This is a genomic window from Microbacterium sp. NPDC055312 (assembly GCF_053645675.1).
Genome location: NZ_JBSHMU010000008.1, coordinates 33404 through 56274, shown reverse-complemented (window position 1 = coordinate 56274; position 22871 = coordinate 33404). Strand labels below are relative to the sequence as shown.

Sequence of the window (22871 nt, the reverse complement as noted above, 5' to 3'; positions counted from 1 at the left end):
TGTGCCAGTTGTTCCGCCAGGAGCACCGCTGGTTAGCTACGTTCGGGATGGATAACCGCTGAAAGCATCTAAGCGGGAAGCCGGCCTCAAGATGACACTTCCATACCCTTCGGGGTGAGAGGCTCCCAGCCAGACGACTGGGTTGATAGGCCAGATGTGGAAGCGTGGCAACACGTGCAGCTGACTGGTACTAATAAGCCGATGACTTGATAACACTCCTCTTTCTGCGAGATGAACGCGTCCACTTTGTGGTTCTCGACGTACGGTCGGAACCAAACAACACACCAATACGTGTGTTGCCGATGAACATGTCAATAGTGTTACGGCGGCCATAGCGTGAGGGAAACGCCCGGTCACATTCCGAACCCGGAAGCTAAGCCTCACAGCGCCGATGGTACTGCAGGGGGGACCCTGTGGGAGAGTAGGACACCGCCGGACTTCTCTTAAGTAAAATGGCCACCCAGAGCTGGGTGGCCATTTTGCGTTTTGCAGCAGAACAGGGAGTCAGAATGTCAGATGAGCAGCGAGATCGCCGGAACGACGGCGAAGGCGCGCAGAACGGACATTCCGGCCCCGACCGCAAGCCCCGATACAGCGACTCCACGTCCCGCGGGCCTCGCCGCGATGATGAGCGCCGTCCGCACGGCGATCGCAACCAGGGCGGCAACAGACACCAGGGAGGCGAGCGTCGCCCGTATGGCGATCGGAACCAGGGTGGCGAGCGTCGCCCCTACGGCGACCGCAGCCAGTCCGGTGAGCGCCGTCCCTACGGCGATCGGAACCAGGGTGGCGACCGGCGCCCTTATGGCGATCGGAATCAGGGTGCCGATCGTCGCCCGTATGGCGACCGCAGCCAGTCCGGTGAGCGTCGTCCCTACGGTGATCGGAACCAGGATGGCGACCGGAGTCAGTCCGGTGAGCGTCGTCCCTACGGCGATCGGAACCAGGGTGGTGACCGTCGCCCTTATGGTGATCGTAATCAGGGTGGCGAGCGTCGCCCTTATGGTGATCGTAATCAGGGTGCCGATCGTCGTCCGTATGGTGACCGGAATCAGGGTGCCGATCGTCGCCCGTATGGCGACCGGAATCAGGGAGCCGATCGTCGCCCGTATGGCGACCGGAGTCAGGGTAGCGAGCGTCGCCCTTACGGTGACCGGAATCAGGGTAGCGAGCGTCGCCCTTACGGTGACCGGAATCAAGGTGGCGAGCGTCGTCCGTATGGTGACCGGAGTCAGTCCGGCGAGCGTCGTCCGTACGGTGACCGGAATCAAGGTGGCGAGCGTCGTCCGTATGGCGATCGGAATCAGGGTGGCGAGCGTCGTCCGTATGGCGATCGGAATCAGGGTGGCGAGCGTCGTCCGTATGGTGACCGTAATCAGGGTGGCGAGCGCCGTCCGTACGGTGACCGTAATCAGGGTGGCGAGCGCCGTCCGTACAGTGACCGTAATCAGGGTGGCGAGCGTCGTCCCTACGGTGACCGGAATCAGGGGGAGCGCCGTCCTTATGGCGACCGGCCCGAGGGTGGCGAGCGTCGCCCGTACGGTGACCGCAGCCAGTCCGGTGAGCGTCGCCCGTACGGCGACCGTAACCAGGGCGAGCGTCGCTCCTACGGCGACCGCGACCAGGGTGAGCGTTCCTCGTACCGTGACCGGCCGCGCGGCGGCGTCGACCGCCCGATCAACGAGTTCGCCCCGGTGCGCGAGCGCATCCCGGAGCCGCCGCTGCCCGACGAGATCACCGCGCGTGACCTGCATCCGGCCGCGCGCAATGAGCTGAAGACCCTCAGCAAGGAGAACGCCGAGCAGGTCGCGCGTCACCTCGCGATGGTCGCGCAGCTCATCGACGACGATCCCGCACGTGCGCACGACCACGCCCTGGCGGCCTCACGTCGCGCCGGCCGCGTCGCCGTCGTGCGCGAGACGCTGGCGATCACCGCCTACGGCATCGGCGACTTCGCCCTCGCGCTGCGCGAGCTGCGCACCTACCGCCGCATCTCGGGCAACGACGATCAGATCGCCCTCATCGTCGACAGCGAGCGCGGCGTCGGCCGGCCCGATCGCGCGCTCGAAGAGGGACGCTCGGTCGACCGTGCATCCCTCGTTCCCGCCGTGCGCGTGGCGCTGGCGATCGCGATGTCAGGCGCTCGTCTCGATCGAGGCGAGACCGAACTCGCGCTCGGCGAGCTCGAGATCCCCGAACTCGACCCGGATCGCGCCTTCGAGTGGAGCCCCGCTCTCTTCTCTGCCCGCGCGGCCGTGCTGGAGGATCTCGGTCGCACCGACGAAGCGAGCTTCTGGGCGCAGCGCGCCGAGGTCGCAGCATCCGCCCTCGGCCACGATGGCGAGTTCGACGAGATCATCGTCGAGGACGGCCTGGTCGAGGACTTCGACGAGTACGACGACCCGGATGCGGCCGACGACGTCGACGAAGCCGGCGCCGCCGAGCCGCAGCCCGCACCGATCGCCGCTTCTGACGCGGACGCTGCGGATGCGGATGCGGATGCGGATGCGGATGCGGATGCGGCTGCGGATGCGGACGCTTCGGATGACGCTGCCGATGCAGGTGCCCCGGACGCTGCTGCATCGGATGGCGAGGAACTCGACGAGGCGGCCTCGGCATCCGACGATGCGGAGTCCGATCGCTGATGGCTCTGTTCCGCCGCGCCAAGCCGGCCGCCACTCCGCTGACCGGACGCGACGCGATCCTCGCCGATCTCGACGGGGTCGTCTACGCCGGGCCGCTCGCGTTGCCGCACGCGGTCGACAGCCTCAACCAGGCTGCGCAGTCGATGCGTCTCGGCTACATCACCAACAACGCCGCGCGCACCGACGCGTCGGTCGCCGAGCACCTCACCAGTCTCGGGCTGACCGTCGCGGCTGACGATGTCGTCACCAGCCCGCAGGCGGCGATGCGACTGCTCGCGACGATGGTGCCTGCGCCAGCGACCATCCTCATCGTCGGGGGAGAGGGGCTCGTCGTCGAGGCGGAGAAGGCCGGATACACGGTCACGCGCAGCGCGGACGATTCCCCGGCGGCCGTCGTGCAGGGCTTCAGCCCCGACGTCGCGTGGACCGATCTGGCCGAGGCGGCGTTCGCGCTCAAGGTTCCTGAGGATGAGGGCGGGATCCCGTGGATCTCCACCAACATCGACTGGACCATCCCGCGCGAGCGGGGCGTGGCACCAGGCAACGGCACGCTTGTGTCGGCGGTGCACACGGCGATCGGTCGACTGTCGACCGTCGCGGGCAAGCCCGAGACCCCGATCTTCGAAGAGGCCATCGCGCGCTTCGAGACGCAGCGTCCGCTGTTCCTCGGCGATCGTCTCGACACCGACATCATGGGCGCCGTGCGCGCCGGCATCGATTCGGCGCTCGTGCTCACGGGCATCGATCGTCCCAAGCACGTGCTCGCAGCCCCGCAGGGGTCGCGGCCCGACTACATCCTCGCCGACCTGCGCGACCTGCACGTGCCGTACCCGCAGACGACCGAGAAGGACGGCGTCTTCACCGTGAACGGCGCGTCGGTGCGCATCGCGAACGGCGACGTGCAGATCCTCTCGGAGGGTTCGTCGCAGATCGATCTGCTGCGCGCGGGCGCCGCCGCCATCTGGGCGACGGGACTGGCGATCTACGCCTTCCGTGTGCCCGAGAAGCTCTACGCCGATCCTTTCCACAGGCCCTGAGAGTCGCAGCGGCGGCGTCGGCAGCCCGGGCTACAGTTGACGGATGGAGCACACGCGAGACGAGCCGACCGATGCGCTCTGGAGCAGACTGCGCCTGATCGAGAGCCAGCCGCTCGCCGACCGGGCCGACGCCTACGGCGCGATGCATGACGAGCTGATGAAGCGTCTCGAGAGCACGCCGCGCACCGGCGACTCGGCGCACGGCACCCGATGACCCGCCTCGACGCCGCCCTCGCGGCACGGGGCCTTGCCCGGTCACGCACGCACGCGGCATCCCTCATCGCCGACGGGCTGGTGAGCGTCGACGGACGCACGGTCATCAAGGCGTCCGCCCCCGTCTCGGACGACGCCGAGATTCGCATCGACGGCGGAGACCACTACGTCAGTCGCGGCGCGCACAAGCTGCTCGCCGCACTCGACGGCTTCGACATCGTCGTCGACGGGCGTCTCGCGCTCGACATGGGCGCATCGACCGGCGGATTCACGCAGGTGCTGCGCGAACGCGGCGCACGCCGCGTGCTCGCCGTCGATGTCGGCCATGGTCAGCTCGCGCCGCAGATCGCCGCCGACCCCGCGGTCACGGTGGTCGAGGGATTCAACGTGCGCCACATGACCGCGCGATCGCTCGCAGATGCCACCGGCGAGACGCAGCGACCCGACCTCGCGGTCGGCGACCTGTCGTTCATCTCGCTCGACCTCGTGCTGCCGGCCATCGCCGAGACGATCGCCCCCGACGCCGACGTCATGCTGCTCATCAAGCCCCAGTTCGAGGTGGGTCGCACCGCCGTGAAGGGCGGACTCGTCACGAGCACGGCCGCCAGACTCGACGCGGTCGAGCGCGTCCTGTGGAGCGCGCACGACGCGGGTCTAGGGATGCTCGGCATCCTGCCCTCGCCGATCCTCGGCACGCACGGCAACGCCGAGTACCTCGCGCACCTCGCGCCCGGGCGGGGGACGGATCCGTCAGAATGGTCGGAGCAGATCGCACACGTGGCAGGAGGACGATGAACGCGCGCCCCATCCTGGTCGTCGCCCACGCCAAACGCGACGACACGGTCGCCGCGGCACTGCGCGTCGTCGATGCGCTGCGAGGCGCCGGCGCGACCCCCGTGCTGCCGGCCGACGATCACGACGAGTTCGTCGCCCTGCACGCGCGCTTCGCCGATGTGGCCCTGCTGGGAACGGATGTCGCGGTCGACGACCTCGAGCTCGCCATCGTCCTCGGCGGCGACGGCACGATCTTGCGCGCCGCCGAGCTCGTCCGCGGGTCGGGGGCGCCGGTGCTGGGCATCAACATGGGCCACGTCGGCTTCCTCGCCGAGATCGACCGCGACGACATGGACGCCGCGGTCGCCCGCGTCATCGACCGCGACTACGAGGTCGAGGAGCGCCTCGCCCTCTCCGTGCGCGTGAAGGATGCCGACGGCGCCGTGGTGTACGAGACGTGGGCGCTCAACGAAGCGACCGTCGAGAAGGCCAGTCGCGAGCGCATGATCGAGGTCGTGATCGAGATCGACGGGCGTCCGCTGTCGAGCTTCGGATGCGACGGCATGGTCGTCTCGACACCCACCGGCTCCACCGCGTACAACTTCTCCGCGGGCGGGCCGGTCATCTGGCCGACGGTCGAGGCCATCGCGGTCGTGCCGCTGTCGGCGCACGCGCTGTTCGCCAAGCCGCTGGTGGTGGGCCCCGAGGCGTCCGTGGCGATCGAGATGCTCGAGCGCACCGACGGCAGCGGCATCCTCTGGTGCGACGGTCGCCGCTCGCACGACCTGCCGCCCGGCGCGCGCGTCGTCGTGCGTCGCTCGTCACGCCCCGTGCGCCTCGCGCGACTGCACCCGACCGCGTTCACCAACCGTCTGGTGCGCAAGTTCCAGCTCCCCGTCGAGGGATGGCGAGGTGCCTCGTGATCGATGAGATGCGCATCCGTGGACTCGGCGTGATCGACGACGCCGTGCTGCCACTCGGCGCAGGGTTCACCGCCGTGACGGGCGAGACCGGCGCCGGCAAGACCATGGTCGTCACCGGCCTCGGGCTGCTGCTCGGCGCCCGTGCCGACTCGTCGGCCATCCGTGCCGGTGCGGCTCAGGCATCCGTCGCCGGCGTCTGGATGGTGCCGTCGCAGGGTGCCGTCGCCGACATCGTCACCGACGCCGGGGGAGACCTGGAACCTGCCGGAGACGCCGCAGAACTGTACGTGTCGCGCACGCTCAGCGCCGAGGGCCGCAGCCGCGCCAGCGTCGGCGGCCGCCCCGCACCCGCCGGAGTGCTCGCCTCGCTCGCCGAGGAGCTCGTCGTCGTGCACGGGCAGTCCGACCAGCTGCGGCTGCGCTCCGCCGCCGCGCAGCGCGACGCGCTCGACCGCTTCGGCGGCGAGCAGATCGCCTCGGCACTGACCGCGTACCGGCAGTGCTTCACCCGGTGGCGCGAGCTGGATGCCGAGATCGCCGAGCTCACCGAGAACCGCGACCGGCGTGCGGCCGAGGCCGCGCTGCTGCGCGAGCAGCTCGCCGAGATCGAGCAGCTCGACCCGCAGCCGGGGGAGGACGTCGAGCTGAACGAGCGCGCCGAGCGACTCGCCAACTCCGAGGAGCTGCGGCTGTCGGCATCCGTCGCCCGCTCCGCGCTGTCGAGCGAAGAGGGCGACCCCGACGTCGTCGCGCTGCTCGCCGAGGCCCGACGCTCGCTCGAGCGCAGCGCCGACCCGAAGCTCACCGAGATCTCCGACACGCTCGCCGACCTCGGCTATCGCGCCGCCGACCTCGCTCAGCAGCTCTCCGGATACCTCGCCGACCTCGACGAGTCCGGTCCGCACGAGCTCGCCGCGGTCGAAGAGCGCCGCGCCGCTCTCGGCGGACTGATCCGACAGCACGGATCGCTCGACGACGCCCTTCATATCTGGCAGACAGGGGCGCTGCGCCTCGCCGAGCTCGACGACGACGGCGACCGCATCGAGCGGCTGAGCGCCGAGGCCGACAGCGCCCGCGACGCCCTCGACGATGCGGCCGCGGCCCTCACCGAGGTGCGCACGGCGGCCGCGGGACGGCTGTCTGCGGCCGTCACCGACGAGCTGCACGCCCTCGCCATGCCCGACGCCACCCTCGACGTGCGCGTCTCGCCGGGTGCTGAATCCACCCACGGGCGCGACGACGTCGCCATCCTGCTCGCACCGCACCCGGGCGCCGAACCGCGATCGGTGTCGAAGGGCGCGTCGGGCGGCGAGCTCTCACGGGTCATGCTCGCGATCGAAGTCGTCATCGCCGGCACCGACCCGGTGCCGACCTTCGTCTTCGACGAGGTGGATGCCGGAATCGGCGGCGCCGCGGCCATCGAGGTCGGCCGCAGGCTCGCGCAGCTCGCCCGGAACTCGCAGGTCATCGCCGTCACGCACCTCGCGCAGGTGGCAGCATTCGCCAACAACCACCTCTCGGTCGTCAAGTCGAACGACGGCGCGGTGACCGCGTCGAGCGTCACCCGGCTGGAGGGCGCCGAACGCGAAGCCGAGATGGCTCGGCTGCTCTCGGGACTCACCGATTCCGACGCCGCACTCACCCACGCCCGCGAACTGCTGAGCCTCGGCTCGGCGATCAGCTGATAGGATAAAAGCCCGTGATGAACTCTTCTGTTGCGGCGCCAGACAACGACACCAGCTCCTTCACCACGAAGCACATCTTCGTGACAGGCGGTGTCGTTTCGTCTTTGGGCAAGGGACTCACCGCAGCCAGCCTGGGCAACCTGCTCACCGCGCGCGGCCTGCGCGTCGTGATGCAGAAGCTCGACCCGTACCTGAACGTCGACCCGGGCACCATGAACCCGTTCGAGCACGGTGAGGTCTTCGTCACCGACGACGGCGCAGAGACCGACCTCGACATCGGCCACTACGAGCGCTTCCTCGACATCAACCTGACGCAGTCCGCCAACGTCACCACCGGGCAGATCTACTCGCAGGTGATCGCGCGCGAGCGCCGCGGCGACTACCTGGGCGCGACCGTGCAGGTCATCCCGCACATCACAGACGAGATCAAGCGCCGCATGCGCCTGCAGGCCACCGAGGAGCCCCAGCCCGACATCATCATCACCGAGGTCGGCGGCACGGTCGGCGACATCGAGTCGCAGCCCTTCCTCGAGTCGGCACGCCAGCTGCGTCATGAGCTCGGACGCGACGCGGTCTTCTTCGTGCACGTCTCGCTCGTGCCGTTCATGGGCGCCTCCGGCGAGCAGAAGACCAAGCCCACCCAGCACTCCGTCGCAGCCCTGCGCCAGGTCGGCATCCAGCCCGACGCCCTCGTGCTGCGCAGCGACCGCCCCGTCAGCGCCGGCAACCGCAACAAGATCGCCCTGATGTGCGACGTCGACGCCGAAGGCGTGATCAACACCGTCGACCTGCCGAGCATCTACGACATCCCGTCGACCCTCAACGACCAGGGCCTCGACGCCTACATCATCCGCCGGCTCGGCCTCGATCACGCGGGCGAGGTCGACTGGACCCGCTGGAACACCGTGCTGCACGCCGTGCACAACCCGAAGCACGAGGTCACGATCGGTCTGGTCGGCAAGTACATCGACCTTCCCGACGCGTACCTCTCGGTCACCGAGGCGCTCAAGGCCGGCGGCTTCGCACAGGAGACCAAGGTCGACATCCGCTGGATCCCGTCGGACTCCTGCGAGACGCCGGACGGAGCAGCGAAAGCCCTCGGCGACCTCGACGGCATCTGCGTGCCCGGCGGCTTCGGCATCCGCGGCATCGAGGGCAAGCTCGGCGCGCTGAAGTTCGCGCGCGAGCAGGGCATCCCGACCCTCGGCCTGTGCCTGGGCCTGCAGTGCATGGTGATCGAGTACGCCCGCGACGTCGCCGGCATCGCGGGCGCCTCGTCGACCGAGTTCGACCCCGACACCGCAGAGCCGGTCATCGCGACCATGGCCGAGCAGATCGAGATCCTCGACGGCGGCGACCTGGGCGGTACCATGCGCCTCGGCCTGTACGAGGCGGCCCTCGCCGAGGGGTCGCTCGCCCGCGACCTGTACGACGCGCCGACCGCCTCCGAACGGCACCGCCACCGCTACGAGGTCAACAACGCGTACCGTGCGCGTCTCGCCGACGCCGGTCTGGTGTTCTCGGGCGTGAACCCCGACCTCGACCTCGTCGAGTACGTCGAGCTGCCCCGCGACGTGCACCCGTTCTACATCGCCACCCAGGCGCACCCCGAGCTCAGCTCGCGCCCCACCGCACCGCACCCGCTGTTCCGCGGTCTGATCGGAGCGGCCATCGAGCGCAACCGCGCCAGCGAGCTGTTCACCGAAGACGCCTGATCGCCATGCCCCTGGAAGACGAGCCGTTCGAGCCCGAGGTCATCTCCAGCGACCTCGCGTTCCGCGGCGCCGTCTGGGACGTCCGCGACGACCGGGTGCGCTACGGCGACGGCGAGATCCGCCGGCAGTACGTCGCGCACACCGGTGCCGTCGCCGTCGTCGCACTCGACGAGCACGAGCGGGTGCTGCTGATCCAGCAGTACCGGCATCCGATCCGCCACCGCGACTGGGAGCTCCCCGCCGGCCTGCTCGATGTGCCCGGCGAGGAGCCGATGCTCGCCGCCCGGCGCGAGCTCGCGGAAGAGGCCGACATCGTCGCCGAGCACTGGGAGCACCTCGTATCGGCGTGGACGACCCCCGGCGGCAACGACGAGATGATCCACATCTATCTCGCGACCGGGCTCTCCGACGCCGACCCGCACGAGCGTCTGGACGAGGAGGCCGACATCCGCATCGAGTGGGTGCCGCTGTCCGACGCTGCCGACGGGGTGATGGCCGGCCGGCTGCACAACGGCATCCTGAGCATCGGCGTCCTCGCCGCCGAGCGCCGCCTGCGCGCCGCGCGCTCTCGCGACGAGCGCTGACGTGCGGCTCGACCGGGCGCTCGACGCGTACCTGCGTCACGTCACGATCGAGCGCGGTCTCTCCGAGCACACTGTCGCCGCCTACCGGCGCGACCTGGCCGGCTACATCGCGTGGCTGCGGGAGCGGGCCATCGAGACCACGGATGCCATCGACCCGCGCACGGTGACGGCGTTCATCGCCGATCGTGCGAGCGCCGACCCGCCGCCCGCGGCGACGAGCCTCGCGCGGCTGCAGTCGGCGGTGCGCGGCTGGCACCGCTTTCTCGTCAGGGAGGGGATCGAGAGCGCCGATCCGACCGGACGCCTGCGACCGCCGAAGGCGCCGCAGCGCCTGCCCAAAGCGCTCACCATCGAGCAGGTCGAGCGGCTGCTCGCCGCCCCCGCCGCCGACGAGCCGATCGGGATGCGTGATCGGGCGCTGCTCGAGCTGCTCTACGCGACGGGGGCACGGGTCTCCGAGGCCGTCTCGCTCGACGTCGACGACCTGGCGTACGGCGATGTGCTCCGGCTGCGCGGCAAGGGAGACAAGGAGCGCATCGTGCCGGTGGGGTCGTACGCGCGGGCCGCCGTCGACGCCTACCTCACGCGGGCGCGTCCCGGGCTCGCGGCCAAGGGGCGGGCGACAGCCCGGCTGTTCCTCGGCGCGCGAGGGGCGCCGCTGTCACGGCAGAGCGCGTGGCTGGTCATCCGGGCCGCCGCCGAGCGGGCCCAGATCGACGCCGAGGTGTCGCCGCACACCCTGCGGCACAGCTTCGCGACGCACCTGCTGCAGGGCGGTGCGGACGTGCGGGTGGTGCAGGAGCTGCTCGGCCACGCCTCGGTCGCGACGACCCAGATCTACACGCATGTGTCGGTCGACGCGCTGCGCGACGTCTACGCGACGTCGCACCCGCGGGCGCGCTGAGGCTCTGCCGCGTGCCGACCCCGGCGCGGGGGCGCCCTGCGGATACAATCGAGCGAGCACGAAGGAGCAGGATGGCGGACAAGGTGACGAAGAGCAGGTCGAAGGCGTCGAAGGGTGACGACACCCCCATCGGCCCGACCGGTCGTCCCTATCAGGGGTTCGCGACCCCCGCGCCGCTCGCGTCGCACGGACCTGCGCGCATCGTCGCCCTGTGCAACCAGAAGGGCGGCGTCGGCAAGACGACGACCTCGATCAACCTGGCCGCCTCGCTCGCCGAATACGGCCGTCGCGTGCTCGCCGTGGACTTCGACCCGCAGGGCGCGCTGTCGGCGGGCCTCGGCATCCAGACCCACGACGTGCCCACCGTCTACGACCTGCTCCTCGACACCAAGCGCGACCCGCGCGAGGCGATCGTGCACTCCGCGGTCGAGAACCTCGACGTGCTGCCGGCGAACATCGACCTGTCTGCCGCCGAGGTGCACCTCGTGAACGAGGTCGCCCGCGAGACGATCCTCTCCCGGGTGCTGCGCCACGTGTCGGGCGAGTACGACGTCATCCTCATCGACTGCCAGCCGTCGCTCGGCCTCCTCACCGTGAACGCGCTGACCGCGGCGCACGGCGTGCTCATCCCGCTGGAGTGCGAGTTCTTCGCCCTGCGCGGGGTGGCGCTGCTGATCGAGACCATCGACAAGGTGCGCGACCGCCTCAACCCGGCCATCGAGCTCGACGGTCTGCTCGCCACCATGTACGACCCGCGCACGCTGCACTCTCGCGAGGTGCTGGAGCGCGTCGTCGAGGCCTTCGGCGACGACGTGCTCGAGACCGTGATCGGTCGCACCGTGAAGTTCCCCGACGCGTCGGTGTCGGGCGTTCCCATCACCGAGTTCGCGCCCGAGCACGCCGCAGCACAGGCGTACCTGCGACTGGCGCGGGAGCTGGTCGCCCGTGGCGCCGTCGCCTGAGCCGGTCGAAGCGTTCCGGGTCTCGCTGTCGAATTTCGACGGCCCGTTCGACCTGCTGCTCACCCTCATCTCGAAGCACGAGCTCGACATCACCGAGGTGTCGCTGAGCCGCGTCACCGACGAGTTCATCTCGTACCTGAGGGAGCTCGACGGCGACGCCGAACTAGACCAGGCATCCGAATTCCTCGTCGTGGCCGCCACCCTGCTCGACATGAAGATCGCCGGGCTTCTCCCGCAGGGCGAGCTGGTGGATGCGGAATCGGTGGCGCTGCTCGAGGCCCGTGACCTGCTGTTCGCGCGGCTGCTGCAGTACCGCGCGTTCAAAGAGGTCTCGACGTGGTTCTCCCGCTGCCTGCAGCGGGAGGAGCGCCGTCACGTGCGCGCCGTGCCGCTCGACGAGAAGCATCGCAGCCGCACGCCCGAGCTCGTGTGGACGCTCACCTCCGCCGATTTCGCTGCGCTGGCCCTGATGGCCTTCACTGCGAAGGAGCTGCCGACGGTCGGGCTCGACCACCTGCACGCGCCGCTGGTCAGCATCCGCGAGCAGGCAGCGATCGTCGTGACGCTGCTGCGCAGCACCGAGTCGCTGACCTTCCGGGAGCTCGTCGCCGGCATCAGCGAGCCGGGCATCGTCGTGGCGCGCTTCATCTCGGTGCTCGAGCTGTATCGGCACGCCGCGCTGTCGTTCGAGCAGCTCGAGCCGCTGGGTGAGCTGACCCTGCGGTGGTCGGCGGAGAGCTGGTCGGACGAGCATCTTGCCACGCTGGGAGCAGATTATGACCGATGAGACGGATGCCCGGCCCGAGGCGATCCCTGCGGATGACGCCACCGTGACAACGACCGAGGCGCCGCTCGCCGAGCGCGTCGAGGCGATCCTGCTGATCATCGATGAGCCGATCGCGCTCGTCGCCCTCGCCGCGGCCGTGCACGCGCCCGTGCCGGCGGTGCGGGAGGTGCTCGAGCAGCTCGTGGAGGATTACGACGGTCGCGGGCACGGGCCCCGCCGCGGCTTCCAGCTGCGCGAGGTCGGCGGCGGCTGGCGGCTGTACGTCCGCGAGGAGCACGACGACCTGGTGGCGGACTTCATCGGCGGGCAGGCGCCGGCGCGGCTCTCCCAGGCCGCGCTCGAGACGCTCGCCGTCATCGCGTACAAGCAGCCCGTGACGCGCAGTCAGGTGGCATCCATCCGCGCCGTCAACGTCGACTCGGTCGTGCGCACCCTGCTCGCACGCGGGCTCATCACCGAGCTGTTCGCCGACTCCGAGACCGGCGCGATCAACTACGGCACCACCGACCAGCTGCTGCAGCACCTCGGCATCAACTCCATCGACGAGCTGCCGCCCATCTCGCCGCTGCTCGACGACGGCGCCGACGGATTCGACGAGGGAATGATCCGATGACCCTTCGACAGGCTCAGGGACCCAGGTGGCGGCAGGCTCAGGGGCCCGGGCTTCGACAGGCTCAGGGACCCAGGCGGGTGCAGGCTCAGGGATCCAGGCACCGGCCAGCCGCAGCAACGACTCAGGGGGACAGATGAACATCGACCAGCCCGAGGGCATCCGGCTGCAGAAGGCGCTCGCGAATGCCGGCGTGGCGTCCCGCCGCGTCATCGAGCAGTACATCGTCGAGGGGCGCATCCGCGTCAACGGCAGAACGGTCACCGAGCTCGGCACCCGCATCGACCCCGACACCGACCTCATCGATGTCGACGGCACCGCCGTGCAGCTCGACGTCTCGAAGCGCTACGTGATGCTGAACAAGCCGACCGGCGTCGTGAGCACCATGAAGGATGAGAGCGGCCGGCCCGACCTGCGCCGCTTCACGAAGGACTGGCCCGAGCGGCTGTACAACGTCGGGCGGCTGGATGCCGAGACCAGCGGCCTGCTCATCCTCACCAACGACGGCGACCTGGCGCACGTGCTGGCCCACCCGTCGTTCGGCGTGACGAAGGTGTACATCGCCAAGGTGTCGGGCACCGTCACCGCTCAGACGATCGCCCAGCTCACCCGCGGGATCGAGCTCGAGGACGGTCCGATCAAGGCCGACAAGGCACGCCTGCTGGATGCCTCGCGCGGGTTCAGCCTCGTCGAGCTGACGCTGCACTCCGGCCGCAACCGGATCGTCCGTCGCATGATGGCCGCCGTCGGGCATCCGGTCGACGAGCTGGTGCGTCGCCAGTTCGGGCCGCTGCACCTGGGAACTCTCCCGGTCGGCCGGGCGCGCGAGCTGACTAAAATCGAACGAGGCGCACTGCTGACCCTGTCGCGCCAGGATTCCCCGGCGCCCGCTGCCTCCGAGCAGCGTCGAGCGCACGACAGCCCTCAGGAGAACGAGTGAGCGATTCCCACGGTGCGCGCGCGGCGCAGAACGCCGCACGGCTCTCGGGGACGGTGCGCGTCGTCGGAGCGGGGCTTCTCGGCTCGAGCATCGGCCACGCGCTGCGCGCCACGGGCGTCGATGTCGTGCTGGCCGACGCGTCGCCGTCGCAGCTGCGGCTCGCCATCGACTACGGCGCCGGCCGCGCCGCGCGTGACGACGACGCACCGCGGCTGATCGTCGTCGCCGTCCCGCCGGATGTCACCGCCGACGTCATCCAGGCTGAGCTGACCGCCTACCCGGATGCCGTCGTCACCGACGTCGCGAGTGTGAAGCTCGAGCCGTTCGACGAGCTGCGCCGCCGCGGCATCGACCTCACCCGCTACATCGGCTCGCACCCGCTCGCCGGACGCGAGCGCGGCGGAGCGATCTCGGCGCGCGCCGACCTGTTCATCGGCCGCCCGTGGGTGGTCTGCCGCGACGAGCAGACGCGCGCCGCCGACCTCGCGCTGGTCGAGGCGCTCGCGCTCGAGGTCGGTGCGATGCCGCTGGAGATGACTCCCCAGGAGCACGACCGCGCCGTGGCGCTCACCTCGCACGTGCCGCAGGTGGTCGCGAGCCTGCTCGCCGGCCGTCTGGCCGAGGCCGAGGAGGGCTCGCTGCGCCTCGCCGGTCAGGGCGTGCGCGACACCACTCGCATCGCCGCGTCGGCGCCCGAGCTGTGGGTGCAGATCCTCGGGGCGAACGCCGGGCCGGTCGTCGAGCTGCTCGACGCCCTGGCGCTCGACCTCAGAGACGTCGCCGACGCCCTGCGCGAGCCGGACGCGCCGGGCGCGCGCCGGGCGGTCGCGGATGCCATCCGTCAGGGCAACGAGGGCGTCGAGCGCCTGCCGGGCAAGCACGGCCAGAACCGCCGGTTCGAGACGATGGTCGTCATGGTCGACGACACGCCCGGTCAGCTGGGCCGCCTGTTCGGCGAACTCGGCGAACTGGGCGTGAACGTCGAGGATCTGCGTCTGGAGCACTCTCCCGGCGCCCAGTTCGGTCTCGCCGAGATCAGCGTGGCGCCCGCGGCGCTGCGCGGTGCGATCGAGGGACTGGAAGAGCGCGGCTGGCGGATTGCGGGGAACACCAATGACTAGTCCTTCGATCCCCACGCCCCACTCCGAGCATCGCTCCGCGCTGCCCGGAGCCTCGGGGGCGCGTGGGCCCGGCTCAGGAACCCAGGCGGCTGGCGCCGCGAAGATTGTCGCGATCGACGGGCCGGCCGGCTCCGGCAAGTCCAGCGTCTCGAAAGAGATCGCGCGCCGCGAGGGCTACGGCTATCTCGACACGGGAGCGGCGTACCGGGCGCTGGCCTGGCACGTGCTCGACCGCGGAGACGACACGGCGGATGCCGATGCGGTCCGCGCCGCGGCATCCGACTTCCCCTTCTCGCAGGGACTCGACCCCGACGACCGGATCGTTCGCGTGGGCGACGTCGACGTGACCGCGGCGATCCGCGAGCCGCGGGTGTCGGGCGCGGTCAGCGGGGTCGCGCGCGTGCCCGAGGTCCGCGTGCAGGTGAACGAGATGTTCCGCCGCATCGTCGCCGAGTCGGACTATCCGGCCGTGGTCGTCGAGGGACGAGACATCACCACCGTCGTGGCGCCGGATGCGCCTGTGCGGATCCTGCTCACCGCTGCGCCGGAGGTGCGCGCCGCCCGGCGCGCCGGCGAACTCGCGGGTGAGAACGCCGCCGCTGTCGCGGAAGCGCTGCACAAGCGCGACGCATCCGACAGCACCGTCGTCGACTTCCTCAACGCCGCCGAAGGCGTTGACGTGGTCGACTCCACCGAACTTGATTTCGCGCAGACCATCGACGCCGTGCTCACGGTGATCGCCCAGCGGCGCGACGCTGACAGAGGAGCTTGAACATGGCCGATGAAGAGTACACCGGCGCCCCCGACGATCTCGCCGAGAAGATGGCCTCGCTCGACGAGGAATTCGTCGAACAGCGCGCGACAGCGATGCGCGCGTCGCTCAGCGACTACGAGCTGGAAGAGGACGATGCCACGCTGTTGGAGGGCATCACTCTCGGCGAGGACGGCATCGAGTACTCGCCGGCCCTGCCCGTCGTGGCGATCGTCGGCCGCCCGAACGTGGGCAAGTCCGCGCTCGTGAACCGCATCCTCGGACGCCGTGAGGCGGTCGTGGAAGACACCCCCGGCGTCACCCGAGACCGCGTCACCTACAAGGCCGAGTGGAGCGACCGTCGGTTCTCGCTCGTCGACACCGGCGGGTGGGAGCCGGATGCCAAGGGCATCGACCGCTCGGTCGCCGCGCAGGCCGAGGTCGCGATCGACCTCGCCGACATGGTGCTGTTCGTCGTTGACGCGAAGGTCGGCGCCACCTCCACCGACGAGCACGTCGTGAAGCTGCTGCGCAAGAGCGGCAAGCCCGTCTTCCTCGTTGCGAACAAGATCGACGACGCGCGCCAGGAGCCGGAGGCCGCGCCCCTGTGGAACCTCGGTCTCGGCGAACCGCACCCCGTCTCGGCGATCCACGGTCGTGGCGTGGCCGACCTGCTCGACCTCGTGATCGCGAAGCTGCCCGAGGTGTCGGCTGTCGCGAAGGCGGAGATCGGCGGCCCGCGCCGCGTTGCGATCATCGGCCGTCCGAACGTCGGCAAGTCGTCGCTGCTGAACAAGGCTGCGGGGGAGGAGCGCGTGGTCGTGAACGACCTCGCGGGCACCACCCGCGACCCGGTCGACGAGATCGTCGAGCTGGGCGGGAAGATGTGGCGTCTGGTCGACACCGCGGGCATCCGCCGCCGCGTGCACCTGCAGCAGGGGGCGGACTTCTACGCGTCACTGCGCACCTCGGCCGCGCTCGAGAAGGCGGAAGTCGCCGTCGTCGTACTCGACGTGTCGCAGTCGATCAGCGTGCAGGACCTGAACATCATCGACATGGTGCTGGAGTCGGGTCGTGCGCTCGTGCTCGCGTTCAACAAGTGGGACCGCCTGTCGGACGACGACATGGAGAACGCCGACCGGCGCCGCTATCTGGAGCGTGAGATCGAGCAGGATCTCGCGCACGTCGCGTGGGCTCCCCGGGTGAACATCTCGGCGAAGACGGGCCGCCACTTCGACAAGCTCGTGCCGGCTCTCGAGCAGGCGCTCGAGAACTGGGACCGTCGTATCCCGACCGGCAAGTTCAACGCGTTCATGACCGAGCTCGTCGCCGCCAACCCGCACCCGCTGCGCGGCGGCAAGCAGCCGCGCGTCCTGTTCGGCACGCAGGTGTCGACGCGTCCGCCGACGTTCGTGCTCTTCACGACCGGATTCCTCGACCCCGGCTACCGCCGCTTCGTGCAGCGGCGTCTGCGCGAGCTGTACTCGTTCGAGGGCACGCCGATCGTGATCAACATGCGGGTGCGCGAGCGCCGCCAGCGCTGACCGGTTGGGTCCCTCAGCCGTCTTTGGGTCCCTGAGCCTGTCGAAGGGCCCTCGGCCGTCGTTGGCTCCCTGAGCCCCACCCCGTTGGCTCCCTGAGCCGGTCGAAGGGATAATGGCCTCGGATGCCGCAACACCGCGGCATCCGACGCACCGCCCACGAGGCCCGCACGATTCGAGGATGCAATGTCGCACAGCCTGCCCCTGCCCGAGTTCGCCCACGAGCGCGTGGAGGTGACGACCGGTCGACGCAGCGGGCTGTTCATCGCCGTGGCGCTGCACTCGTCGGTGCTCGGCTCCGCCCTGGGCGGCGCCCGTCTGTGGACCTACCCGCACTGGAGCGACGCCCTCGGCGACGCGCTGCGCCTCTCCGCGGCGATGACGCTGAAGAACGCCGCTGCGGGGCTGGATGCCGGTGGCGGCAAGTCGGTGATCGGGCTGGCGCCCGGCGAGACCCTCGACGCCGACCGGCGGCGCGACGCGTTCCTCGACCTCGGCGACGCCGTCGAGCTGATGGGCGGCCTGTACCGCACGGCGGAGGACGTCGGATCGACCACCGACGACATGCTCACCGTCAGCGAGCGCACGCAGCACGTCGTCGGACTGCCGTCGACCGTGGGCGGTTCCGGTGAACCGGCAGGTCCCACGAGCCTCGGAGTGTACGCGTCGCTGCAGGCGGTACTCGAACGGGTGACCGGATCGGCGGATGCCGCGGGCAGGCGCATCACGATCTCCGGTCTCGGACAGGTGGGCGGGCGTCTGGCATCCCGTCTCGCCGAGCAGGGCGCGCAGCTGACCGTCACCGACATCAACCCCGCCCGCCGCCGGTTCGCCGACGAGATCGGCGCGACCTGGGTCGAGCCGGGCACAGAGCACCTCGTCGCGGGAGACGTGTTCGTGCCCGCCGGCATCGGCGGAGTGCTGACCGACGAGGTCATCGACGCACTCGACGTGAAGGCCGTGTGCGGCCCCGCGAACAACCCGCTCGCCGACCGGTCGGGCGCCGACCGGCTCGCGCAGCGCGGCGTGCTGTACGCGCCGGACTTCGTCGTCAACGCCGGCGGAGTGATCTACCTCGACCTCGAGGCGAAGCACATCGGATCGAGCGACGAGATCATGCAGCGCGTGGCCGGCATCGGCGACACGGTGCGGCGGATCCTCGACGACGCTGAGACGCGCGGCGTGACGCCGCTGCTCGCCGCCGAAGAGCTCGCTGCCGCGCGCCTGCAGGCAGGGGCTGCCGTCGGCGCGCGCTGAGTCTCTCTGCGTCTTCGTGCGGTGCGCGCCGCGTGTCTCGGTGTCGGCCGGCCGCGGGCTGATTCCCTCCGGGGTACCCGCCGGGTCGGCCACGGGCTCGGCGTCAGCCTGCGGGTCGCCGGCCGCGCCGTCTGGACTCTCATCGCGGGCTGGTCGTGCCCGGGGGCGTCGCGCATGAAAAGCTGGGGGAGTGACGATCGTTCCCCCGGCCCCCGATGAGCCGCGACGCCCGCTCGGGCCGCAGAACCCGGGTGACGCGTGGGTCGTCGCGCCGACCGGCGAGAAGTACTGGGGCCGGTTCGGAGCAGCTGGCGTGCTCGCCGTCGACCCGGAGCGCGGTGTGCTGCTGCAGCATCGCGTCGGGTGGAGTCATTTCGGCGGCACGTGGGGCATCCCCGGGGGCGCTCTGCACGAGGGCGAGTCCGCTCTCGACGGCGCCCTGCGCGAAGCGCAGGAGGAGGCGGGCATTCCCGACGGCGCCCTGCATGCGCGTTTCGCTCGCGTGCTGGATCTCGAGATCTGGTCGTACACCACGGTCGTCGCCGATGTGCTCGCCCCGTTCGATCCGGTGATCAGCGATCCCGAGAGCCTCGCCCTGGAGTGGGTGCCGGTCGACGAAGTCGATCAGCGGCCGCTGCACCCCGGCTTCGCCGCGTCGTGGCCACTGCTGCGTTCGCTGCTGAGCGTGCACCCCGCGATCGTCGTGGACGCGGCGAATGTCGTCGGCTCGGTGCCCGACGGCTGGTGGAAGGATCGCGCGGGAGCGGCGACGCGCCTGCACGATCGGCTCTCGGCGTGGGCGGCGGACGGTATCGACGCCGAGTCGCTGGGCCTCGAGGCCGACCGCTGGTTCCCGCCCGTGTCGATGGTCGTCGAGGGCGCGGCGCGGGCGATTCCGGATGCCCGACACCAGACCCGCGGCGCCCGCGTCGCCATCGTGCGCGCCGACGGAGTCGGAGACGACGCGATCGTCCATGAGGCACGTCGCCTTGCTGCGGACGGTTCTGAGGTGATCGCCGTGACCAGCGACCGTGGCCTCGCCGCGCGCCTCGATGAAGTCGATGCCCGAGTCGAGTCGGCGGGCTGGCTGCTGCGGCAGATGGACGCCCGCGGCTGACCGCGCGTGGAGTCCCGCCGTCTTGTCGTGCCGCCCACGCCAACGGCCACTGATCCCGCTCAGAATGGCGGCCGCTCTGGAGGGCCCTGATCGGCATCCGGCGTCGAACCGGGTGGCTCGGGCGGATCGACCGACGGCACGAACATCACCCGGCGGTTCGGCCGATCGTGGTAGCGCCGCCCGTTCGGGCTGATCCATTCGACCGAGCGGTCGGGAAGCTGGCGGGCGTACCACCGATGACTGTCGGGTATGTCGGGGTGCTTGATCGGATGATGCCTGCCGCAGAAGTGCGCGAGGTTGTCGATGTGCGTCTTCCCGCCCAGCGCCCAGTCCTTGTTGTGATCGGCTTCGCACCGGTGGATCGGGGCACGGCATCCGGGGAAACGGCAGTGCTGATCTCTCGCTCGCAGGAATCGCCGCATCTGCTCGGTCGGTGTGTAGGTGTCGGTCTCGACGACCATTCCGGTGCGATCGAGGAAGAGGCGCGTCCAGCCGGTGCGGTCACCTGCGAGCGACCGAGCGACGTCGGGAAGCAGCGAGCCCAGGCCGTCGAGTTCGGCGGGGCGATCGTCGGCTCCGGCGAGGGTCGCGGCGGCGACCGTCACCTGGATGGTCGCGTGGATGTTCTCAAGCCCCGTTCCGTGCGCCTCGGTCGGGGTCGACGCGAGCAGCAGATCGGTGAACAGGTCGGCACGCAGCTGGTCCATCGTGCGAGTGTCGGCCGGGATGTGGATGATGCACGGGCTGTCGTCGTGGAACTTCGGATCGAGCAGCAGCTCGAACGGGTCGGCCGTGAAGGTGTGCGATCCGAAGATCGCGCCGTCCGTCAGATCGCCCTCGGCATCCGGCACCCCGCCATCCAGAGGCAGCAGGGTCTCGGGGTCGAGGCCGACATCCTCCGGCTCGGGCGGAGCGAACTCGGGGCGGCGTTGTTCCGGATGCTTCTGCATGTGCCGCGCCATCTTGGTGAGCCGGTCGAGGATGGCGACGGCGAGATGCTCGGGCAGCACCGCCTGCAGCAGCACGAGTCCGTCGCCGATGGAGCGGATCGTGACCGTGCGCTCGGCCCTCGCGCGTTCGTGCTGCTCGACGACCGTCGATCCGGCCAGCGCCGCAGCGATGCGGCGAGCCTGTGCGCGAGTGCGGGCAGCGGTATCGTTCTCCGCCGTCGCGAGGACCGCAGCCTCGTAGAGCAGCAGCGTGGAGGCCTCGACGACCCCCGCCTCGATCGCTGCGCGCACCGGCGCCGCCTCGCGCAGGATCTCGCGGATGTGAGCCGCGGTGACCAGCCCCGCGGCGAACGACTCACGTACCGTCTCGAACTCGGTCGCCAGCAGATGCGCTTCGGCGAACGACAAGGTGACCGAGCTCTGCGACACGTGGCCTGCGGCCGAGTACTCGGCCAGCATCGACCGCTCGATGGCATCCCGATGCTGCGGCGCGGCCGCGACCTCTTCCTGCCAGAGTTCCCACCGGCGCGCGAGCAGAGCCGACGCCTCGGCCTGGAGCACCGCGATCTCGCGCTGCTTCGCCGCCCATTCATCGAGCAGCGTGGTGCGCCGTTCGATGAGTGCGGGCCATTCGTCGTCCATGCATCCAGATTAGAACATACCTACGACATTCCGTCGGGTCGATCCGGGTCTGTGGATAACTCGTCGGGGTCACTCGTCATGCGGGTCCCGACCGCGCAGCCGATCGATCTCGCGCCGTTCGCGCTTGGTCGGCCGTCCAGCGCCGCGGTCGCGCACGGCGAGCATGGCCGACGGCTCGCGAGGGGGAGTGCGGTCTTCGTAAGCGGTCACCGCGACGGGGGCGCCGACGCGCTTCGACAGTGTCTGCTTCACGATGAGGATGCGGTCGAACCCCGACATGCGCACCCGCACCTCGTCGCCGGGCTTCACCGTCTGCGCCGCCTTCGTGCGCTCGCCGCTGATGCGCACGTGACCCGCGCGGCACGCGGTTGTCGCCGCAGAACGGGTCTTGTAGATGCGGATCGCCCAGAGCCAGCTGTCGACGCGCACAGGTTTCACGGCATCCATCATCTGTTTCACTTCTCCAGAACAAGACGGGCGACGGTGGGGGCATCCACGCAACGTGGCGCGCGGTCAGCCCTCGACGGTGACCTCGCCGATGCTGCCGTCGACGTTGAGGTGCACGGCGGGCCAGTATCCCTCGGGGAAGTGCCGCCCGCACGAGTCGGTGAAGTGCAGAACCGTCGCGTCGTCGGTGATCTCGAGGGTGTCGAGCACGAGGTCGTCGGCGCCCTCGTCGAGCTCGGTCGCGGATGGCGCGCGGTCGCTGAAGTGGGTGACGACGGCGTCGGATGCCCGGCGCCGGATCTCATCGAGGTCTTCGACCACCGCGTGTGCGCGGGGGACGAGCGTGCTCACGGCGTCGACGTCGGCGCCGTCGATCATCAGCTCGAGCTCGCGGCCGTCGATCGTGAGCGCGCCCGAGAACCAGTCGTGCGTGACGACGTCGCCATCGTCGAGCGTGGTCTCGGCGCGCGAGAGCGTGCCGAGTTCCGGGTCTTCGATGGTCGGATGCGTGGTGCTCATGCGGTTACCGTAGCGCCTGAGCGCCCTGCGGTCAGGCGGCCAGGCCGCGCGTCATCAGTACTCGCCCCGCGGCGAAGTCGGGGCCGCGCTCGAAACCTGCGTCGCGGAAGGTGGAGACGGTGCCGTGGTACAGGTCGTTCGATCGGCGCGAGCCGGTGGACGTGTCCACCGGATACGCCTCGATCAGGCGTGCGCCGGAGTCGCGGGCGTAGTCGAGAGCGGATGCCAGCAGTTGAGCGGTCAGCCCCTTCCCTCGATGCTCCCGCCGGACGACGAAGCACGTGATCGCCCAGACCGACTCGTCGTCGAGCGGTTCGGTCGTCGCGGATGCGATGGCGCGGGTGTGCAGGATGCGCTGCTGCACAGTGCGCGGTCCGACGCGGATCCATCCCGCGGCCTTGCCGTCGATGTACGCGATGAGCCCCGGCGGAGGACCTGCCGCGATCTCGTCGCGCAGCATGTCGCGTCGTTGCTCGAGTGTCGTCGACTGCCAGACCTTGTCGCGCACGATGGGCCAGATGCACTGGCAGCCGGCACCGTCACCGCCGCCGGTGAGTGAGTGCTGCACGTCGTCCCACCGGGTGATCGTCGCCGGTTCTGTGGTGATCGTCGCCATGGCGGCACGCTACGCCGGGGGCCGGACATCGGCAACGGATACTTGCTGGGGCCGGGTCCGCCACGCCCGGCGGTGCCGGTTCGCGGTGGCTGAATCCGTCGGCTACGATAGTGGAGTTGCCCGCGCTTCGG

The 22871-nt window shown here is 70.2% G+C and carries 23 protein-coding genes and 2 rRNA genes; 20 read left to right on the top strand and 5 right to left on the bottom strand.

The window, feature by feature from the left end:
* Together ACWIDW_RS14120 and rrf are read left to right on the top strand one after the other, a co-directional pair.
* A 23S ribosomal RNA gene (locus ACWIDW_RS14120) occupies nucleotides 1-214 on the top strand; the annotation flags it as partial.
* A 107-nt stretch (nucleotides 215-321) separates the two neighbouring features.
* Nucleotides 322-438: ribosomal RNA gene (gene rrf, locus ACWIDW_RS14115) — 5S ribosomal RNA — on the top strand.
* A 74-nt stretch (nucleotides 439-512) separates the two neighbouring features.
* Here rrf and ACWIDW_RS14110 read toward each other — a convergent pair.
* Complete coding sequence (locus ACWIDW_RS14110) at nucleotides 513-1754, bottom strand: hypothetical protein (RefSeq protein ID WP_454125916.1); 1242 nt, start codon at nucleotides 1752-1754, stop codon at nucleotides 513-515.
* On the opposite strand from ACWIDW_RS14110, the gene ACWIDW_RS14105 reads away from it, so the two are divergent.
* From ACWIDW_RS14105 to ACWIDW_RS14020, 18 genes are all read left to right on the top strand, one after another.
* Nucleotides 1695-2645, top strand: a complete 951-nt coding sequence (locus ACWIDW_RS14105; RefSeq protein ID WP_454125915.1) for a hypothetical protein — start codon at nucleotides 1695-1697, stop codon at nucleotides 2643-2645. The two genes, ACWIDW_RS14110 and ACWIDW_RS14105, sit on opposite strands and share 60 nt — an antisense overlap.
* Nucleotides 2645-3682, top strand: coding sequence for an HAD-IIA family hydrolase (locus ACWIDW_RS14100; RefSeq protein ID WP_454125914.1), 1038 nt, complete (start codon nucleotides 2645-2647; stop codon nucleotides 3680-3682). The genes ACWIDW_RS14105 and ACWIDW_RS14100 overlap by 1 nt, the downstream gene beginning before the upstream one ends.
* 43 nt (nucleotides 3683-3725) lie before the next feature.
* The gene (locus ACWIDW_RS14095) at nucleotides 3726-3896 is read left to right on the top strand and encodes a hypothetical protein (RefSeq protein ID WP_313357239.1); all 171 of its coding nucleotides are present in this window, start codon (nucleotides 3726-3728) and stop codon (nucleotides 3894-3896) included.
* Complete coding sequence (locus tag ACWIDW_RS14090) at nucleotides 3893-4690, top strand: TlyA family RNA methyltransferase (protein ID WP_454125913.1); 798 nt, start codon at nucleotides 3893-3895, stop codon at nucleotides 4688-4690. Before ACWIDW_RS14095 ends, ACWIDW_RS14090 begins: the two co-directional genes overlap by 4 nt.
* Nucleotides 4687-5592 carry an NAD kinase gene (locus ACWIDW_RS14085; RefSeq protein ID WP_454125912.1) on the top strand — a complete coding sequence of 302 codons (906 nt, stop codon included), beginning with the start codon at nucleotides 4687-4689 and terminating at the stop codon, nucleotides 5590-5592. The genes ACWIDW_RS14090 and ACWIDW_RS14085 overlap by 4 nt, the downstream gene beginning before the upstream one ends.
* The gene (gene recN / locus ACWIDW_RS14080) at nucleotides 5589-7277 is read left to right on the top strand and encodes a DNA repair protein RecN (RefSeq protein ID WP_454125911.1); all 1689 of its coding nucleotides are present in this window, start codon (nucleotides 5589-5591) and stop codon (nucleotides 7275-7277) included. Before ACWIDW_RS14085 ends, recN begins: the two co-directional genes overlap by 4 nt.
* 17 nt (nucleotides 7278-7294) lie before the next feature.
* Nucleotides 7295-8992, top strand: a complete 1698-nt coding sequence (locus ACWIDW_RS14075; RefSeq protein WP_454125910.1) for a CTP synthase — start codon at nucleotides 7295-7297, stop codon at nucleotides 8990-8992.
* 5 nt (nucleotides 8993-8997) lie between these two features.
* Nucleotides 8998-9576: an NUDIX domain-containing protein gene (locus ACWIDW_RS14070; protein WP_454125909.1), complete on the top strand. Its 579-nt coding sequence runs from the start codon at nucleotides 8998-9000 to the stop codon at nucleotides 9574-9576.
* A 1-nt stretch (nucleotide 9577) separates the two neighbouring features.
* Nucleotides 9578-10480: a site-specific tyrosine recombinase XerD gene (gene xerD, locus ACWIDW_RS14065; protein ID WP_454125908.1), complete on the top strand. Its 903-nt coding sequence runs from the start codon at nucleotides 9578-9580 to the stop codon at nucleotides 10478-10480.
* 71 nt (nucleotides 10481-10551) lie between these two features.
* Nucleotides 10552-11442 (top strand): ParA family protein, encoded by an 891-nt coding sequence (locus tag ACWIDW_RS14060; RefSeq protein WP_454125907.1) that lies wholly within the window; start codon nucleotides 10552-10554, stop codon nucleotides 11440-11442.
* Nucleotides 11426-12229 (top strand): segregation and condensation protein A, encoded by an 804-nt coding sequence (locus tag ACWIDW_RS14055; RefSeq protein ID WP_454125906.1) that lies wholly within the window; start codon nucleotides 11426-11428, stop codon nucleotides 12227-12229. Before ACWIDW_RS14060 ends, ACWIDW_RS14055 begins: the two co-directional genes overlap by 17 nt.
* Nucleotides 12219-12842, top strand: coding sequence for an SMC-Scp complex subunit ScpB (scpB, locus tag ACWIDW_RS14050; protein ID WP_454125905.1), 624 nt, complete (start codon nucleotides 12219-12221; stop codon nucleotides 12840-12842). Before ACWIDW_RS14055 ends, scpB begins: the two co-directional genes overlap by 11 nt.
* Before the next feature lie 133 nt (nucleotides 12843-12975).
* Nucleotides 12976-13779 carry a pseudouridine synthase gene (locus tag ACWIDW_RS14045; RefSeq protein ID WP_454125904.1) on the top strand — a complete coding sequence of 268 codons (804 nt, stop codon included), beginning with the start codon at nucleotides 12976-12978 and terminating at the stop codon, nucleotides 13777-13779.
* Nucleotides 13776-14900, top strand: a complete 1125-nt coding sequence (locus ACWIDW_RS14040) for a prephenate dehydrogenase (RefSeq protein ID WP_454125903.1) — start codon at nucleotides 13776-13778, stop codon at nucleotides 14898-14900. The genes ACWIDW_RS14045 and ACWIDW_RS14040 overlap by 4 nt, the downstream gene beginning before the upstream one ends.
* Nucleotides 14893-15672 carry a (d)CMP kinase gene (cmk, locus tag ACWIDW_RS14035; RefSeq protein WP_454125902.1) on the top strand — a complete coding sequence of 260 codons (780 nt, stop codon included), beginning with the start codon at nucleotides 14893-14895 and terminating at the stop codon, nucleotides 15670-15672. The genes ACWIDW_RS14040 and cmk overlap by 8 nt, the downstream gene beginning before the upstream one ends.
* Before the next feature lie 2 nt (nucleotides 15673-15674).
* Entirely contained in the window at nucleotides 15675-17195 is a 1521-nt protein-coding gene (der, locus tag ACWIDW_RS14030) for a ribosome biogenesis GTPase Der (RefSeq protein WP_454125901.1), read from the top strand.
* 183 nt (nucleotides 17196-17378) lie between these two features.
* Nucleotides 17379-18449, top strand: a complete 1071-nt coding sequence (locus tag ACWIDW_RS14025; protein WP_454125900.1) for a Glu/Leu/Phe/Val dehydrogenase dimerization domain-containing protein — start codon at nucleotides 17379-17381, stop codon at nucleotides 18447-18449.
* 190 nt (nucleotides 18450-18639) lie between these two features.
* The gene (locus ACWIDW_RS14020) at nucleotides 18640-19566 is read left to right on the top strand and encodes an NUDIX domain-containing protein (RefSeq protein WP_454125899.1); all 927 of its coding nucleotides are present in this window, start codon (nucleotides 18640-18642) and stop codon (nucleotides 19564-19566) included.
* Between the two features lie 59 nt (nucleotides 19567-19625).
* Here ACWIDW_RS14020 and ACWIDW_RS14015 read toward each other — a convergent pair whose 3' ends face one another.
* The 4 genes from ACWIDW_RS14015 to ACWIDW_RS14000 all read right to left on the bottom strand — a co-directional run bounded on the left by ACWIDW_RS14015 (nucleotide 19626) and on the right by ACWIDW_RS14000 (nucleotide 22740).
* Entirely contained in the window at nucleotides 19626-21158 is a 1533-nt protein-coding gene (locus tag ACWIDW_RS14015; protein ID WP_454125898.1) for an HNH endonuclease signature motif containing protein, read from the bottom strand.
* Between the two features lie 69 nt (nucleotides 21159-21227).
* Complete coding sequence (locus tag ACWIDW_RS14010) at nucleotides 21228-21608, bottom strand: RNA-binding S4 domain-containing protein (protein ID WP_454125897.1); 381 nt, start codon at nucleotides 21606-21608, stop codon at nucleotides 21228-21230.
* A 63-nt stretch (nucleotides 21609-21671) separates the two neighbouring features.
* A complete protein-coding gene (locus ACWIDW_RS14005) occupies nucleotides 21672-22124 on the bottom strand; it encodes a hypothetical protein (protein WP_454125896.1) in 453 nt (150 codons plus the stop codon).
* A gap of 31 nt (nucleotides 22125-22155) precedes the next feature.
* On the bottom strand, nucleotides 22156-22740 hold the full coding sequence (locus ACWIDW_RS14000) for a GNAT family N-acetyltransferase (protein ID WP_454125895.1): 585 nt from the start codon (nucleotides 22738-22740) through the stop codon (nucleotides 22156-22158).
* Nucleotides 22741-22871 lie beyond the last annotated feature (131 nt).